This window comes from Peribacillus sp. P4_D6 (genome assembly GCF_056401795.1).
Map to the genome: position 1 here is coordinate 318,376 of NZ_JBFUIQ010000001.1, position 17,145 is coordinate 335,520.

Sequence of the window (17,145 nt, forward strand, 5' to 3'; positions counted from 1 at the left end):
GCACCATGGCATTGGATCGGTTGGTTCACTTTAAGGATTCCCCGTACCCACATATATGTAAATTAATAGATTAGATAGCATTCCCGTGCAGATTTTAGTATGATGAAACGTAGGGATTTTTTCAAATTAATTGGGAGGTTCAATATAAAATGAGCTTACTTTCTATAGATAAATTAGCACACAGCTTTGGCGACCGTACTTTATTCAAGGATGTATCATTCCGCCTGATGGCCGGCGAACATGTTGGTCTGGTCGGGGCAAATGGTGTCGGGAAATCAACGATGATGAATATCATTACAGGGCAACTCATCCATGATGATGGCCGGGTCGAATGGACACCTGGTGTCGAATATGGCTATCTTGATCAACATACGATACTTTCAAAAGGTAAATCGATTCGCGACGTCTTACGGGATGCATACTTACCTTTATTCGAGCAGGAAAAAGCACTGAATGAAGTTACAGAGAAAATGGGTACGGCCACTCCGGAGGAACTTGAAGAACTCTTGGAACAAATGGGTGAAATCCAGGACAAGCTGGAAGCCGGCGGTTTTTACAATCTGGATATTAAAATTGAAGAAGCGGCACGCGGTTTAGGGTTGGATGCAATCGGTTTGGACCGTGATGTCTCTGCCCTGAGCGGCGGACAGCGGACAAAGGTTTTACTAGCCAAGCTACTTTTGGAACAGCCTGAAGTACTGCTCCTAGATGAACCGACGAACTACTTGGATGTGGAGCATATCCGCTGGCTGAGCAGCTACTTAAAGGAATATCCTAATGCATTCTTATTAATTTCGCATGATACCGAGTTCATGAACGGCGTCGTCGACGTCATCTTCCATCTTGAATTTTCTAAACTGACCCGTTACACGGCAACTTATGAAAAATTCCTTGAGCTGGCTGAATTGAATAAAAACCAACATATTAACGCCTATGAAAAACAGCGCGAATTCATTAAAAAGCAGGAAGATTTCATTGCAAAGAATAAAGCACGCTATTCAACGACCGGACGGGCAAAGAGCCGTCAAAAGCAATTGAATCGCATGGAACGCATCGATCGTCCGGAAACTGCAATGAAACCTACCTTTGACTTTAAAGAGTCACGTGCGAGCAGCCGTTATGTCTTTGAAGGTGAAGATCTGGAAATCGGATATGACCGCCCATTGCTTCCGAAGTTGTCCATGACCATCGAGCGGGGAGAAAAAATTGCCGTGGTCGGCTGTAACGGAGTTGGTAAATCCACTCTATTAAAAACGATTTTGGGTAAAATCGATCCTCTAGGCGGTAAAAGATCACTTGGCGATTTCCTTTTTTCTTCTTATTTTGAACAAGAAGTGAAAGCAGGCGATACGACACCGATCGATGAAGTATGGAATGCATTTCCGCATCTGGACCAACCGCAGGTACGTGCGATTCTTGCCCGTGTCGGTTTGAAAAACGAGCACATTACACGTCCGATGAGCCATTTAAGCGGTGGGGAACAAGCAAAAGTGCGCCTTTGTAAACTCATGCTTACCGAAAGCAATTGGCTGTTATTCGATGAACCTACAAACCATTTGGATGTCGTTGCAAAAGAAGAACTGAAACGTGCATTGAAAGAGTATAAAGGAACGATTGTCCTTGTATGCCATGAACCTGATTTCTATGAAGATTGGGTAACCAAAGTATGGGATGTAGAGGAATGGTCGGCTCAAAATTAATTATTTCGGGGATGCTGCAGAAGCGGCATCCCCTTTATTGTGGAATAAACAAAAAGCTGACTGAAAACGCTCCTTCAGTCAGCTTTCATTCCCTCATCATGCAGCTTAAACTCGTTCCGCCACCAAGGTATATGTTTTCGGAAGCCCAATATCATGGATTTTATGATTCGGTTCTTCCTCGAGCACTTTAATAACGAGCCCTGATTGACCAATTGACGTTATTAGTTCCCCGATTGTCCATTTACGCTGTACAACTCTTGAAAGGCTTCCTTTTTCCTCATCCGGCATATGCTTCGAAAAAGCGACCTCATTGTTTTCGATTGCCGGAGCGAAATAGTTGCCTGTTATTTTATGTTTTTTACCATTTGAAGTAATGAGCTTTGTTGAAATCGGATGAAATTCATGAAGTACGAATCGGCCTCCAGGTTTCAGCATCTTTTTAATTTTTTCAAATAACGGCTGCAGGTCTATTAAGTAATGAAGTACACCGAGCTCCATTAAAACCAAATCCTGATTCCCTGATTCATGCCCGGATGATAGCGAAAGGACATCCGAAACGATATACTCGATGGAGACATTGGCGCCACTTGCCAGCTCATTTGCAAACATTGCGTTTTCCTGGGAAAAATCAACGACTTTCACTTCTGCTCCCAATATGGCCAGTGCAACTGCCTTCACACCGTTCGAACCCATCAAATGTGTGATTTTTTTGCCGGATACTTCCCCCATATATTTATAAAAAGGGTGCAGTCTCCATTTTGGGTTTTGTTTGATTTTTGATGCCAATTCAACGGGATTTCCATAACGATTGACAAGCGCTAAATAATTATTCTGGTTCCAGGCTTGTTCATTTTCCGCTGTGAACCCCTTCTGCTCGGCTGATAGGTAAGCATGAATTTCGGCACTGAACTTTCTCATTTCTTCTTCGTATAAATAGCTGTATAACGACCTGCACCAAACCTCCATATCCCCCATCTTTATGGATAAACGATAAGGGTCCGTTTTAATGGTCGTGTTAAACCTGCAGCGAACAGTGACAGAAATCCCCTCGACTTCCATTAGAAAGAATGCAGTCTCAGGACTTCTTTCAGGCTTTGTTGGCGCGTATTCGGAAAAAAGATCCAAAGCCTCATTAAAGACATCCCATTGTACATCCATGTCGATTTTCTTATATTCATCGATATCCACTCCTTGTACAAAAAGCCCAGATCGACCTGTAAATTGGTAGGCAATATTAGCTTGATCCAATATGCTCGCCATTAATGTGATTGTATGATAATAACTTGACTTCATATGTACCTCCTAAACATCAAAAGAGCATGACAATTATTCTTCTATAGCAAATTTCAAACCGGTACTCGTAATGGCAATCAGCTCTTCATCGTGGCGATCTATGCCATAAACGAGTAATGTAACAAGCATAAATATGGCTCTGAACCGGGCTAGGCTCTCTGTTTCCTTTTCAATTTCACCATAGATTTCGAAAAAAGCCCTGCGCACCTCTTTTGGGAAATAACTGTATAAAAAGGAGAAATCAATGGCTGGATTCCCGATATGGACATCTCCCCAATCAATGACACCTGCGAGAACGCCTTCGTCATCAAGTAAAACATTCCGGATATGGATGTCTCCGTGAACGAGCGAAATCGGATGCTGAACATCCAATTCACCTTCACCTAAGGTTTCAACAAAATCCTTAACTGCATGCGCCAGTTCAAAGTATCCTAGCTTTATTAGATTCGAGACATTTTCCATAAGTGATTTCTTTCGATAGGGTACATCAAGCCTCATCATCCCATCAGGCTGCACACCTAAACGCTTAGCCTTTTCGACAGGGAAACTGTGAAGAACCTTCAAAAAGCGGGCAAATCTTTTTGCCGATTCGACCTTTTTTGCTTTTGTTCCTTCTACAGGCAAGTGTCCTTTCACCATTTTATAACCAGTAAAAGGATAAGGATACAAAGTGCTTGGTTTCCCAAAAAAGATTGGTTCAGGGATAGCAAGCGGAAAAGTGCCTGCAATGGAAGGCAAAAGCTGATTTTCCACTTGAATCAACGTAACTGCAATAGGACGGCGGGGAAAACGGAATACAAATTGCCCATTGATTTGCATGACCGTGTTATCGAAACCCTCCCCAAGTTGCTTGATCTCTTTCAACTCAATTTCCGGAAACTGCAGCATGATCAATTTCCCTGCCAGCTCCAGAGAAACTGGATATTCTGCCAACCAAGGCTTGTTCACTCCCGTCTCCCCCTTTTACCGGTTTCTCCCTCTATTGGGGCTGCTGCCAGATCCACCTCTGCGATTACTCGCGCCTTGTGTACTAGTTGATCTGCGGCTGTCCCTTTGACCTCCTCGTGGACTGTCACGCTTTTGTCCACGGCCGTCTTCCGAGCGGCCACCCCGCGGATTCTCTCTCCTTGGTCCGCGGCTGTTTTCCGAACGAACTCCACGTGAATCCTCACGTATAGGCCCGCGGCTGTTTTCCATCCGGCCTCCACGTGGTTTCTCCCTCTCGACTTCACGATTGTCCGCTTGATTTACAGAACGGTGACTGCCCCGATTCGGTCCTTTCGTATCAATCCGTTCCCGATGTTTCCTTCCCCCTCCCGAACGCGGGCGGCGAGTACCCTCATCGGAAGGGTCTTCATGACGCTTCCTTTTTTGCCTCACCTCATCGGGTTGGAACATTTTCACTCCTTCAATCGTCCTTCTTTCGATTTTCATGGAGATCCCTTTTTCAATATCGCTTAATAGCTGAAGATCCTTCGTTGCTATGAAGGTGACAGCCAAGCCATTCTCACCCGCACGGCCCGTCCGCCCGATTCGGTGGATGTAACTTTCTGCATCCTCGGGAACATCGTAATTAAACACATGGGTCACGCCTTCTACATCAAGCCCTCGTGCAGCAACATCCGTCGCCACTAAATATTGAAGCTTTGCGTCTCTGAAGTTTTTCATGACACGTTCCCGCTTTGCCTGTGAAAGGTCACCATGAAGCTCTTCAGAATTGAATCCAGCTGCCTTCAGGGCATCATTCAATACCGAAACGCGACGTTTTGTACGGCAAAATATGATTGCAAGGTATGGCTGTTCTTCTTTTATCATGTTGATTAATGAAGATTGTTTGGCACGATCGGTCGTCTCGATGACAAGCTGCCTGATTTTCTCGACCGTTACTTGCTCAGCCTTCACAACGGCAGTTAATGGTTTAGTCATATAGCGTTTAGCCAATTGATGAACCTGTTCTGGCATCGTCGCTGAAAAGAGCAGCGTTTGGCGCTCCTCTGGAAGCTGTTCCATGATCTCTTCCACTTCTGGTAAAAACCCAATATGAAGCATTTGATCAGCTTCATCCAGCACAAGCGTTCCAGTTTGTGAGAGATCGATGGTGCCTCTTCGTAAATGATCTAATAACCTGCCGGGCGTGGCGACCACCACGGAGATGTTTCTTGTCAGCTTTTTCATTTGCTGCTCGACATCCTGTCCGCCATAAACTGCAAGCACTTGAAGTCCTTCGATTTCATCAGCGAATTTTTTCAATTCAGCAGTGATTTGCAAAGCCAATTCCCTTGTTGGCGTGACGATCAGTGATTGTATGTGGGATGCGGCGGGATCGACTTTTTCCAGGATTGGCAGCAAAAAGGCCAAAGTCTTCCCCGTCCCTGTCTGCGCCTTCGCGATGACATCCCTACCAGCAAGGATATCGGGTATCGATTTCTCCTGAATCGGGGTAGGGGCGGATATTCCGATTTGCTTTAATATGTTGTTAATCGCCGGGCTGACGCCAAGGTCGATGAATTCTGTCATGTATGGGCCTACTTTCTGAATTTCTTCATTTAATTTACTGATAAATCCACTTAAATGGTAACAGCTTCCTTCATTTCAAGTCATTATCCTTAGTCTAAGCTATTTGTTAGTATATCATTATCTATTTTCGAGAAAACCTGTACCTTAAAATTTTTCATCCTATTGTACTTTAGTTATTTTTCTAATATAATTTATAAGATTTATTACCATCTATCGAGCTACTTACTTGAAAAAGGGTAAGCATCTCCTCCTTGTAGATTTTTGCAAGGATTTTTTGTATATAAAAAAGGAGTGACCGCATGTTTAAATTAAAAGAACGGAATTCAAATATTAAAACGGAAGTACTTGCGGGGCTTACAACCTTTTTAACACTGGCTTATATTATCGTTGTAAACCCCATGATCCTTTCTGATGCTGGTGTTCCCTTCGACCAAGCATTCACAGCAACCATACTCGCAATAATAGTCGGTACACTATGCATGGCCCTTTTAGCCAATTACCCAATTGTCATAGCCCCGGCAATGGGATTGAATGCTTATTTTGCATACTCGGTATTGGGAACCCATGATATCTCATACACAGTTGCCTTCTCTGCAGTCTTTGTTACCGGTATCATCTTTATCCTTTTATCCCTAACCTCTTTCCGCTCAAAATTGATAGAGGCCATCCCTAATAACTTAAAGCATGCAATCAGTGCCGGAATCGGGCTCTTCATTACCTTCATCGGACTTCGTTTGTCAGGTGTCGTCACACAGCATGAATCCAACCTGGTTACCCTTGGAAGCTTCAGGGATCCCAGTGTGGCACTTACATTGGTTGGTTTGCTCATAACGATCGTGCTGATCGTTCGCAATGTGCAGGGAGCGATATTCATCGGAATGATCGTGACTGCCATAATCGCTTTCTTTACAGGCCAATTGGAAATTAACGGTCTGGTTTCCACCCCTTCGTTACCTGAAGGGATAATAGTCGCCAATCCAATCACATCTATCGCCGATGTGATTAACTATGGGCTTTATGGCGTCGTCTTCTCCATTTTGCTTGTCATGCTTTTCGATACGACCGGTGCTTTATTGGGCATTGTCCGTCAAGCTGGATTGCTGAAGGAGAACAAGCTTGAAAAATCAGGCAGTGCCTTCTTTGCAGATTCGATCGGCACTACTGTCGGCGCCATGTTCGGCACAAGCCCGACCGCTGCCTCGGTTGAATCATCAGCTGGTGTAGGAGCGGGCGGCAAGACAGGTTTAACCGCGTTGGTGGTGGCCATCCTATTCTTAATAACCGCCTTTTTCAGTCCGCTGATAGGAGCTGTCTCAAATGTAGCGGCAATCACGGCACCTAGCTTGATCATCGTCGGAAGCATGATGATTAAAAGCATTAATGAAATTGACTGGACACACTTTGATGAATCATTTCCAGCCTTTTTGGTCATTGTCGCCATGCCTTTAACATCAAGCATCGCCAACGGGATAGCACTCGGATTCATCGCCTACCCCATTTTAAAAATGGCAAGAGGCAAATTCCGTGAAGTGCATCCGTTCGTGTACATGTTTGCCGTTTTATTCCTTTACCAACTGATTTTCCTGGCTTGATCATCTTAAGAGGAATCCTTGGGGTTCCTCTTTTTTTGGCCCCTGCAAAGAAAAAGGAGGATATCCAACTTGTCGTCAGATATCCTCCTATATATTCACTGGTTCATTTGATCAAGAAAATCACCCAGGAGATCGTCAAGATTTTCCTCTTCAGGTTCTGTTTCTTCCTCTTGTTGTGAGGGTTCATTCAAATTCCAATCAAAGTCATCCAAATCTTTCTTAGGCAGGTCCTCCTGGACCTCCACGGGTTCCTTTTCCTCGGGCTCGGCCTGCACATACAATTCCTCACTCAATACATTATTATTCAAAGAGGCAAGCAAGGCCGTAGCGCGTAAAGGATCGGATAAAAGGTGGTACATAATCGTTCCAAGCATAGCTTCTGAGTGGGAATGCTTGAGCCAATCACGCTGAGATTTGCTTAACTTGTTCGGCATGGGCAGGGCAATCATTTCCCGATCCTGATGGGTGGATTGCCCGACTCCATCGAGAACATACTCAGCAATTTTACTGGAAAAATTCCTTCTTTCCGTTTCCTTCAATTTCTGCAGCTGTCTTAACGTATAGTCTGAGACATCCGAAGGGATACGAAAAGTGATGGCTTGTCCTCTTTTAATTTCAGAAGAAGCTGTTTTTTTCATTCTCTCACCTATTTAATGGAACCCGTTCTTTGTTCTTTCTTCTTTTGCTGGGACTGATTCTGTTCCTTTGCATTCCGGCGGCGATTAAAATCCGAAATCAATTTATAATAGGCGTTTGCCATCATCCAAACGCTTTCCCGCTCATCTTCGAAAAAGTCTATATTGTAGCCATCGAAATTTTGATTCAAGGTTTTCAAGTAATCTTTCAAGACAATCGATCCCCCGCCTACAAAATAGCAGATTTCCGTTTGTGAATTTTTTTGCCATACGTTGCGCAGGTGGCGATATTGCTTTTTGGCCAGTTCTCCCAAAATACGGTCAACGATATCATGAACGCTTGTCCGGCTTCCGCGAACCATAATATGATTGCGATCATTTTTCTTCGTGATGATTTCAACGACGTCACGCCTGCTATCCAACTCGACACCATGTTTCTTCCTGATTTCTTCACGAATCGATTCAAGGGCTTCAGCTACTCCCAAATTGAATCCTTGCGCTTTGTCATCGTCAACTTTACGATTTTTAATGACAGCGATATCCGTCGATAATCCACCGATATCCTGAATCAGTATTCTTCTATCTATTAATTCACGATTAATGATATTCAAATCTTTATCCATGACCAAATTTATGTATGCTGCAAAACCCTCTGGATAGACTTTCACTTCATCAAATTTGATATTAACCTTCATGCCTTGGTATTTAGGAGTAATTAAAAATTCCACCTGGTGGACTGAACCAAGTAATTTCGAGCGGTACCCGACGTCTTTCCCTTCTTTAACCTCCCGAAGTGGCAACCCTGTTCCAAGAGTATAGTTGGCTTCCACAACGTTATTCACTTTTTTGAATGTATCGTTGTCCCCCAACTTGGCAGCGTCTAATGCAAGAGCCGCAAAAAGCATGACTAATGTTTGATCTTCTTCCGATTTACTGCTTCCTAAATCCAATTCGGTAGGATTATCACTTTTTGTCGCCAAGTTCCCAACGCGATAAATCGCATTATTGTCTTGCAGAGCCGGTGAATGGACCCTGATATGAATCCCTTCCAATGGGTTTTTTTCATCAAGTTCCTCAATCCCAATGACCGGACGGTCCTCTATGTCTTTTGCAATGACATTCGGTATATATAGTTCAGACTCTAGCTTTCCAAAAATAGCCTTGATAGCATCATTTCCTACGTCTACTGCTGCGATTCTAGAACTCATCTAAAAACATCCCCTTTTTCATGGAAAAAATTTAAGTGAAGCATTCCCTTTAAGAATAGGAAAAGTTTTCACGTTAGTCAATCCTTCATTAGTTGTAGCTATATTTGTCGAATTGTTTTCAAATTGTTTACAATAGGAACAAATATGTACACACCTTATAAATAGCTATGTGTACTTGATTGTAAACATGTATACTTTTTTGTTTGCAATGTATCTATTTTTGTTTACATGTATACTCATTTGTAAACAAACCAAATAATGTATTTTTTAAAATATTTCTTCTTACAAAAATCAGCGGATAAATAGCAGATTTTAGATATGGTAATAATTGGACGATTCACTAATGAACTGTATATAGGTATTCAAATGGCTGGAAAATACAGAAACTTCCCAAATTTGGGAACACATTTGTCGCAGTGCGTTAAATCCCCCTTCATTTTCTAAATACAGATATAACCACTGACGTCTTCGAGCGGGCATGGCGTTCCGTAATTTGCATTTGAAGAAAGTGCATCCTGAACCTCCTGGGGCAGCTTAAGCAGCCGAAGCTTATTCGCCACGGTAGATTGACCTATTCCCAGTCTTTGTGCCAGAGCTTCTTGCGTTAAACTATGCAGCTCCAATAGTTTTCATAAGCCAAAGCTTCTTCAATCGGTGTCAGTCAGTCCTTCGGCGGAATTACGGGGAACAAGGTATTAAAGTTACACTGATAGATGCTGGTGAAATCCTTAACGGAACAACGGGACACACCACAGCATGACTGGTTTACGACTTTTTTGTTCACTAAAACATGGTGAAGAGAAAGCCAAACTATATTATGTAGCAAAATGCAGAAAGAATGGGCTTATGTAGACAAACATTGCATTGAACGTAATTTGACTGCAATGGATACCTATATTCACGCAAATACTGATAGATATAAATGTAAAATCCCAAAAGAACCAAAAGCCTATCGAAACTAGCCATTCGCGGGGATTATCCAGAAAAAATCCCTTTCTCCTTTCCTTGTAATTCTTCCATATTCAAGCACAGTTTCACTCCTTTAAAGTATTTAACGGCCCTCCTCTCCACGATTCTGGAAGTTGAAAAAGTTTCCACTATAGTCATTCCTTCATAAGTTGTAGCTATATTTGTCGTATTGTTTTCAAATTGTTTACAATAGGAACAAATATGTATACACCTTATATATAGCCACGTGTACGCATTTGTAAACATGTATACATATTTGTGTACAAAGTATCTATTTTTGTTTACATGTATACATAATTGTAAACGAACCAAATAATGTATTTTTTTAGTCTTTCTTCTTACAAAAATAAGCGTATAAATAGCGAATTTGGGTATGGTAATAAATGGACGATTTACTAATGAACTGTATGGAGGTATTCAAATGACTGAAAAAAATACAGACCTTCCCCGATTTCCGGAACCTTATTGGCGCAGTGCGTTAACATTCCCTTCTTTTTCTAAACTAGATACAGATCTAACCACTGACGTCTTAATAGTAGGCGGCGGAATTACCGGAATCACATCTGCTTACCTACTTGCTAAACAAGGTGTAAAAGTCACACTGATTGAAGCAGGCCAAATCCTTACCGGAACGACAGGACACACTACAGCAAAAATCACGGCCCAGCATGGCCTGATTTACGACCAGTTGATCACTGACCATGGCGAAGAGAATGCCAAGCTTTATTATGAAGCCAATACAGATGGAATGAAGCTGATTAAAGACTTGGTAGAAGAACATTCCATTGAATGTAATTTGACTGCACAGGATGCCTATGTGTACGCAAATACGGACGAATATATAAGCAAAATCCAAAAAGAACTGAGAGCTTATCAAAAACTTGGCATTCGGGGGGATTATGCGGAGAATATCCCTTTCTCCATTCCTTGTAAAGCTGCTGTGATAATGAAAGATCAAGCACAGTTTCACCCATTAAAATATTTAACGGCCCTCATTTCGACAATTCTCGATGCAGGAGGCACCATTTATGAACGGACAACGGCAATGAAAATTGAAGACGGCGATCCACCAACCGTTCTGACTGATACGGGACATTCCATCAAAAGCAATCAGGTTATCGTGGCCTCCCACTTCCCTTTCAATGATGAAAAGGGCTTATACTTTGCCCGTGTTCATGTAAGTAGGTCCTATGTGCTTGGCATCAGGACTGAACAGGAGTATCCAGGCGGGATGTATTACAGTGCAGACAGCCCTAGCCGCTCCCTTCGCTATACGGAATTGGACAATGGGGAAAAACTTATACTTGTTGGCGGAGATGGCCATAAAACAGGCCAGGGAATCTCGACGATCGAGCATTATGAAGCACTGAAGGAATTCAGTGCCCAGTATTTCGATGTGAAAGACATTCCCTACCGCTGGTCGGCACAGGATATCGTGACACCGGATAATATCCCCTTCGTCGGTCCCGTGACAGCCAACCAACAAAACGTCCTGATAGCTACCGGCTATGCGAAATGGGGAATGACGAATGGATCGATTGCCGCCAGGATCTTAAGTGACCGGATTTTACAAAAAGATAACCGGTATGCGGAATTGTATGATCCTTCCCGTTTAAAAGGCGTGAAGAATATTCTTCAAGATAATGCTGATGTGGCGAAGCATCTGATCAAAGGCAAATTGGCTGTCAATCATAAAACTCCGGAAGACATAGGAATTGATGAAGGAGCAATCGTGAAGGTGGATGGAGACAAAGCTGGGTGTTACCGTGACCATGATGGCCAGCTTCATATTGTTGATTCCACATGTACACACATGGGGTGTGAAGTTGCCTGGAATAGCGGCGACCGTACTTGGGATTGCCCATGCCATGGCTCCCGCTACTCCATCGCTGGTGAAGTGTTAAATGGCCCTGCTGTCGAACCATTGAAGAAAATTCGCTGACTGCCAATTTGTGATTTTATCTAATAGTCGACTGTGCCCGCCGTTTTCCTTATACTGAAGTTACTGCATGGTTGAATGGCTGCAAATAACTCTGAAAAGGAATGAATCGAACATGAACGGTAAAAACCGGAAAGATATTACCCCAGGTGCCTCTGTGGACATTGTACTTAAAGCAGATCAACGCACCGGAAAGCTGACAAGCGGCACTGTAAAGGATATTTTAACCAACTCCAGCACCCATCCTCATGGAATTAAAGTAAGATTGACTGATGGCCAGGTAGGCAGGGTTCAAGTCATTCATAAGTAATGTGCACTCGGTCCAGGCCGAGTGTTTTTTTGTGTGATTGTTCGATGGATTAATGACAAAGGGGGATATTTCAATCATGTTTCCCATTCATAATTCGTACAATAGGGGTGAGATTATCTCTATAAAAAGGCTGGTGTCAAAATGAATCAAGAATACAATGCCCCCTTTAGGGATCATTACCGCACCGATGAACATATATTGAAAGTTTCCGGCTCAGAGACGCTATCTGCTGCTCCGGATCAAGCCACGATCACCCTTGGAGTCATAACGGAGGATGAGGACCCGCAAAAGGCCCAGCAAGCCAATTCCCAAGCAATCGCAAATGTCATCGCATCACTTAAATCCGCAGGCATTCCCGAAGAGCAATTGAAAACGAGTGATTACAGAATCGATCCACAATATGATTATATTGACGGAAAGGAATTGTTCAAGAACTACAAAGTCCAGCACATCATACAAGCCCAAACGACCGACATCGAGAAAATAGGCAGCATAATCGACACGGCCGTCAGAAGCGGTGCCAATTCAATCACCAGCATCCGCTTCTCTTTATCCAATCCAGATGCATACTATAACCAGGCACTTTCTCTCGCTTTAAAAAATGCATACGAAAAGGCTCTTTCCATGGCTCGAACGCTAGGAATCTCATTGAACCCAGTCCCTAATAGGGTTGAAGAACTATCTGAAACGGCAACTCCAATGCTTTTTCAAACAAGTACTCTTTCAAAAATGGCGACTACCCCGATTCAGCCTGGTGAATTGAACATAACTGCCTCAGTAAGGGTGGAATACTCGTACTAGCACTCACTTAATTCCATCATAAAAAACCCCCCTTAACCTAAAGGGGGATTCAGACTGCAGACAAATTAGAGAAGAACTAATTTACTTTCAATTCGGTTAAAAAGGTGCCAGGTGATTTCAGAAATCCGCTCCCTTTCCGTCGACTGTCTGCCAAGACTCCTCGCCGGCAAGCGTTCCCGGGGTCTCAGCTAGCCAGTTATTCGGCAGGAGTGTTACAAATTTCTTCAATCTAGTAAGGGTTTCATTCCTATAATCAAGTTAAAAACATGCAGGATAATTCAGTATTCCACTAAAATCATGGTTCTAGGATGGGCGCAACGGAACCCCCCCTTGGCAACCCAAAGGGGGGTTTTTCATTTTAAAAGACTACCGTTTTATTTTCATGAACAATGACGCGGTCCTCCAAATGCCATTTAACGGCACGTGCCAGCACCCGGCGTTCAGCAGAACGACCGATTTTCTTCATATCCCCGGCAGAATCACGATGGTCCACACGTTCGATATCCTGCTCGATGATTGGACCTTCATCCAAATCATTCGTCACATAATGGGAAGTCGCCCCAATCAGCTTAACACCTCTGTCATAAGCTCGTTCATAAGGCCGTGCTCCAATGAAGGCAGGTAAAAATGAATGATGGATATTGATGATCCTGTTCGGATGGGCCGCTACGAAGTCCGGCGTCAATATCTGCATATACCTGGCCAATACAATAAGGTCCACTTTGAATTCTTCCAAAAGTCCAAGCTGTTTAGTCTCCACTTCCTTACGTATATCCTTATTTGCAGGAATGTAATAAAACGGGATGCCCATCGATTCGACAATTTCCCTCGTATCTTCATGATTGCTGATGACCAGTGCAATGTCAGCCAATAAATCCCCGCTTTGCCACTCCCATAGCAATTCCAGAAGGCAATGGGGTTCCTTCGAAACGAAGATTGCCGTCCTCTTCAGATCACTCACATGATTAAATGTCCATTGCATCGAGAATGCTGTCGAAACTTCCTGGAATGCCAGTTGCATATCCGCTGCCTTGTCATTCAATCCTGGACAATCAAACTCGATCCTGGTGAAAAAGGTACCGCCCTCAGGATTCATCGAATACTGACTCAATTCAACAATATTTGCATCATATTCTTTAAGAAAAGCCGTAACTGTCGAAACAATTCCCGGCTGGTCCGGACATTTTATAATTAAACGGCCTCTATCTTGATTTCTTTCGCGATATTCCTGTAACTGCTCTTGCACAAAGTTGCTAACCATTTTCCCAACTGCCCTTCGTCTATTTTGCTATATTATACTTCAATTCATGTCTGAAATTAAAGTCAGTCAATCAAATCGGGACTTTGTTGGTAGACAAAATCAACATTGCCTAAATTACTCCACAGTTTTATCCCATCCCATTCATTAGATACGGTTATCATCAGTTTTTCGCTTTCGATAGATACATCATCAGCCTGAATTGTTTCAAAATTTCTTCTCCTATTAAGTAATTTTTGTCACTTTTTCAGGAAATTACATGTAATTTGGAAGGAAATGAAGGCAAAGGCCGAGAACCTTTATGAAATGCATAGTGAAGGGGGATTCTTGGATGAAATGTCGGTATGTGCTGGACAGCCTTTTTGGTTTCAGTTTTATTTTCCATAGTTAATAAGGTTATTCATTGCCTCATAAGGGTATAGACCATTCTATTAGTTTTTTTCAAAGGGGGAAATGAAATTATCATGAAATCATCCGTTACATTCATTGTATCCATTCTGGCTGTCCTTGGTCTTCTTTCCGGCTGTGCCGAAAAGGACCAGCTGGAGGACGGGAGTAAGCTGATCAATGAGGACCAGTTTGTTTTTGCTGCCTCAGGTGAATTCAAGCCATTCAGTTATGTCAATGATGACATGACCGTAACCGGATTCGATATTGAAGTTGGCGATGCAATTGCAAAGGAACTCGACCTAGAACCTGTGCCTAAACGGATAAAGTTCAAAGGTATTGTGGAAGGTGTTAAAACCGGTCGGGCAGATGCCGCGGTTGCCAGCCATACAATCAATGAAGAACGAAGTAAACATGTTGCCTTCTCGACCCCTTATTACTACTCAGGTCCTCAAATTTTCGTCCGCCCGGATAGTGATATTAAAACGGTTGAAGATTTAAAGGGTAAGGAAGTTGCGGCTTCTAAAGGCTCCACGTACGCAACGACAGCAGAAAAATATACAACCAATGTAAAAACCTATGACAGTGATATCACCGCCCTGAAGGCATTGAGCGGAGGACGTCATGATGCCGTCATCACCGACTTCGTAACCGGCAAGGAAGCGACCAAGGAAGGTTTCGACATCGAAGGAAGGCAATTGATCGAACGAAGCGAACAGGCCATCGTACTGCCTGACAATAACCCTCAGCTGCTTGCACGCATCAACGAAGCTCTTGAAAACCTCCGTGAAGATGGAACGCTTGCTGAAATCAGCAAAAAGTATTTTGGTGAAGACATCACAACTAAGCCTGAATAAAGATTGATAGAAAGGGAGTCATTACATTGCCAAGTTTTTCACATTTTTTTGATACATTATTTAGCTCCTCGGACGTATTCATCCGGGCCATGCTCCTCACATTGGAACTGACGGTAGTCTCCATATTGGTGGGTATCTTCATCGGTTTGCTATTTGCCCTATTAAAAATATCAAATATAAAAATTCTTGCATGGATTTCAGATACATATGTATTCCTGGTACGGGGAACGCCTTTAATCGTACAGATATTCATACTCTATTTCGGTATCAGCAATCTCTTCTTACTGCCGGACTTCTGGGCGGCGTCACTTGCCCTGGCTTTCCATAATGGAGCTTATATCTCAGAGATTTTACGTGGTACGATTCAATCCATCGACAAAGGCCAAATGGAGGCCGGACGCTCCCTTGGCATGAGCAATTCGCTCACCTTAAGGAGAATCATCTTGCCTCAAGCCTTCCGCCGCGCATTGCCGCCGCTTGGCAACCAATTCATCATCGGACTGAAGGATTCATCACTGGCAGCTTTCATATCCATGAATGAGCTGTTTAATGTAGCCACTACGTTGGGCTCGAATAATTTCGATGAAATGACTTATTTATTGATTGTAGCGGTCTACTACTTGATTCTAGTAGCTTTCCTGACCATTATCGTCAATTTATTCGAAAAGAAACTGTCCATCAGTGATCGATAGGGGGAATTGAAATGGAACAAAAAGAAATGATTCGCATTAGGAATTTAAATAAATCGTATGGAAACCTGCATGTACTTAAAGATATCGATATGAAGGTACTCGACAGCGATGTTGTCTGTCTGATCGGACCAAGCGGTTCCGGAAAAAGCACCCTGCTCCGCTGTTTGAATTATTTAGAGAAGAAAGACAGCGGCCAAATCCTCATTGAAGGAACGGAAATCAATCCTGGTACCCATGATATTAATAAAATCCGCGAGAAAGTCGGAATGGTATTTCAGCATTTCTACCTCTTCCCGCATATGACCGTACTGGAAAATGTCATCGAAGCACCGACACACGTCAAAAAAGTCCCTAAGGCCCAAGCGATTGAAGAAGCAAAGACATTGCTTGCCAAAGTCGGTTTATCAGATAAAGCGGATGTCTATCCAAGCAAGCTCTCAGGCGGGCAGAAACAGCGTGTTGCCATCGCCCGCGCCCTTGCCATGAAACCTGATATCCTGCTCTTTGATGAGCCTACCTCGGCTCTGGATCCCGAACTTGTGGGTGAAGTTCTTGCCACGATGAAGGAACTTGCCTTGGAAGGGATGACAATGGTAGTCGTTACACATGAAATGAGCTTTGCACGTGAGGTCGGGGATTGGATTGTCTTCATGCATAATGGGAGGGTTGTCGAAAGCGGACCGCCAAAAGAATTCTTCACCAATCCAAAAGAAGAACGTACAAAAGAATTTTTACAAACGACAGTCTTTTGATTTAATTCTAAAATCTGACTGCTAGCGAGTTTATAAGCAATACAGGCATGAATTCCTGTATTGCTTTTTTAGATGAAAAGGGTCTAATTTGTTTCTTTAATGTCCGGTTAGGTCGTTCCCTAAATTACATGATCAAAGTTTCAGGGATATTTCCGCTCGGATTGTACAAACTAAATACTTGATGAATTGTTACAGATAAACCGTGATTCCGGCTCGAACATGGAAAAATATCTGT

At 43.1% G+C, this 17,145-nt stretch carries 14 protein-coding genes and 1 pseudogene; 8 read left to right on the plus strand and 7 right to left on the minus strand.

Annotated features, from left to right (window positions below):
* The first annotated feature begins 149 nt into the window (after positions 1–149).
* On the plus strand, positions 150–1,700 hold the full coding sequence (locus tag AC1DVB_RS01505) for an ABC-F family ATP-binding cassette domain-containing protein (RefSeq protein WP_034316019.1): 1,551 nt from the start codon (positions 150–152) through the stop codon (positions 1,698–1,700).
* Between the two features lie 105 nt (positions 1,701–1,805).
* On the opposite strand, the gene AC1DVB_RS01510 is transcribed toward AC1DVB_RS01505, so the two are convergent.
* Genes AC1DVB_RS01510 through AC1DVB_RS01520 form a run of 3 tightly spaced genes read right to left on the minus strand, consistent with a single transcriptional unit; the run spans position 1,806 to position 5,510 of the window.
* The gene (locus tag AC1DVB_RS01510; protein ID WP_477587872.1) at positions 1,806–2,993 is read right to left on the minus strand and encodes a class I SAM-dependent methyltransferase; all 1,188 of its coding nucleotides are present in this window, start codon (positions 2,991–2,993) and stop codon (positions 1,806–1,808) included.
* A gap of 33 nt (positions 2,994–3,026) precedes the next feature.
* Complete coding sequence (locus tag AC1DVB_RS01515; RefSeq protein WP_239859865.1) at positions 3,027–3,941, minus strand: phosphotransferase; 915 nt, start codon at positions 3,939–3,941, stop codon at positions 3,027–3,029.
* A gap of 15 nt (positions 3,942–3,956) precedes the next feature.
* The gene (locus AC1DVB_RS01520; protein ID WP_477587874.1) at positions 3,957–5,510 is read right to left on the minus strand and encodes a DEAD/DEAH box helicase; all 1,554 of its coding nucleotides are present in this window, start codon (positions 5,508–5,510) and stop codon (positions 3,957–3,959) included.
* Between the two features lie 299 nt (positions 5,511–5,809).
* Between AC1DVB_RS01520 and AC1DVB_RS01525 the strand changes: the two genes are divergently transcribed.
* Complete coding sequence (locus AC1DVB_RS01525) at positions 5,810–7,102, plus strand: NCS2 family permease (RefSeq protein WP_230134504.1); 1,293 nt, start codon at positions 5,810–5,812, stop codon at positions 7,100–7,102.
* A 95-nt stretch (positions 7,103–7,197) separates the two neighbouring features.
* Here AC1DVB_RS01525 and AC1DVB_RS01530 read toward each other — a convergent pair whose 3' ends face one another.
* The 3 genes and pseudogenes from AC1DVB_RS01530 to AC1DVB_RS01540 form a co-directional block, all read right to left on the minus strand.
* The gene (locus tag AC1DVB_RS01530) at positions 7,198–7,740 is read right to left on the minus strand and encodes a hypothetical protein (protein ID WP_057278234.1); all 543 of its coding nucleotides are present in this window, start codon (positions 7,738–7,740) and stop codon (positions 7,198–7,200) included.
* Positions 7,741–7,748: 8 nt separating this feature from the next.
* A complete protein-coding gene (locus tag AC1DVB_RS01535) occupies positions 7,749–8,945 on the minus strand; it encodes a ParM/StbA family protein (RefSeq protein WP_057278235.1) in 1,197 nt (398 codons plus the stop codon).
* 469 nt (positions 8,946–9,414) lie between these two features.
* Positions 9,415–9,606, minus strand: a pseudogene (locus AC1DVB_RS01540) (ParB/RepB/Spo0J family partition protein); the annotation flags it as partial.
* Positions 9,607–10,335: 729 nt separating this feature from the next.
* Here AC1DVB_RS01540 and AC1DVB_RS01545 point away from each other — a divergent pair.
* The 3 genes from AC1DVB_RS01545 to AC1DVB_RS01555 all read left to right on the plus strand — a co-directional run bounded on the left by AC1DVB_RS01545 (position 10,336) and on the right by AC1DVB_RS01555 (position 12,964).
* Positions 10,336–11,856: an FAD-dependent oxidoreductase gene (locus AC1DVB_RS01545; protein ID WP_477587877.1), complete on the plus strand. Its 1,521-nt coding sequence runs from the start codon at positions 10,336–10,338 to the stop codon at positions 11,854–11,856.
* 112 nt (positions 11,857–11,968) lie between these two features.
* On the plus strand, positions 11,969–12,163 hold the full coding sequence (locus AC1DVB_RS01550) for a YwbE family protein (protein ID WP_034316239.1): 195 nt from the start codon (positions 11,969–11,971) through the stop codon (positions 12,161–12,163).
* 141 nt (positions 12,164–12,304) lie between these two features.
* Complete coding sequence (locus AC1DVB_RS01555) at positions 12,305–12,964, plus strand: SIMPL domain-containing protein (protein WP_098185048.1); 660 nt, start codon at positions 12,305–12,307, stop codon at positions 12,962–12,964.
* Between the two features lie 358 nt (positions 12,965–13,322).
* On the opposite strand, the gene purU is transcribed toward AC1DVB_RS01555, so the two are convergent.
* Positions 13,323–14,225, minus strand: coding sequence for a formyltetrahydrofolate deformylase (gene purU, locus AC1DVB_RS01560; protein WP_034316032.1), 903 nt, complete (start codon positions 14,223–14,225; stop codon positions 13,323–13,325).
* A gap of 461 nt (positions 14,226–14,686) precedes the next feature.
* Between purU and AC1DVB_RS01565 the strand changes: the two genes are divergently transcribed.
* From AC1DVB_RS01565 to AC1DVB_RS01575, 3 genes are read left to right on the plus strand one after another with little or no spacing between them, the layout of a single operon-like run.
* A complete protein-coding gene (locus AC1DVB_RS01565) occupies positions 14,687–15,466 on the plus strand; it encodes a transporter substrate-binding domain-containing protein (protein ID WP_057278239.1) in 780 nt (259 codons plus the stop codon).
* 26 nt (positions 15,467–15,492) lie between these two features.
* Positions 15,493–16,158 (plus strand): amino acid ABC transporter permease, encoded by a 666-nt coding sequence (locus AC1DVB_RS01570; RefSeq protein ID WP_034316037.1) that lies wholly within the window; start codon positions 15,493–15,495, stop codon positions 16,156–16,158.
* A gap of 11 nt (positions 16,159–16,169) precedes the next feature.
* Complete coding sequence (locus AC1DVB_RS01575) at positions 16,170–16,910, plus strand: amino acid ABC transporter ATP-binding protein (protein ID WP_034316039.1); 741 nt, start codon at positions 16,170–16,172, stop codon at positions 16,908–16,910.
* Positions 16,911–17,145: the final 235 nt, after the last annotated feature.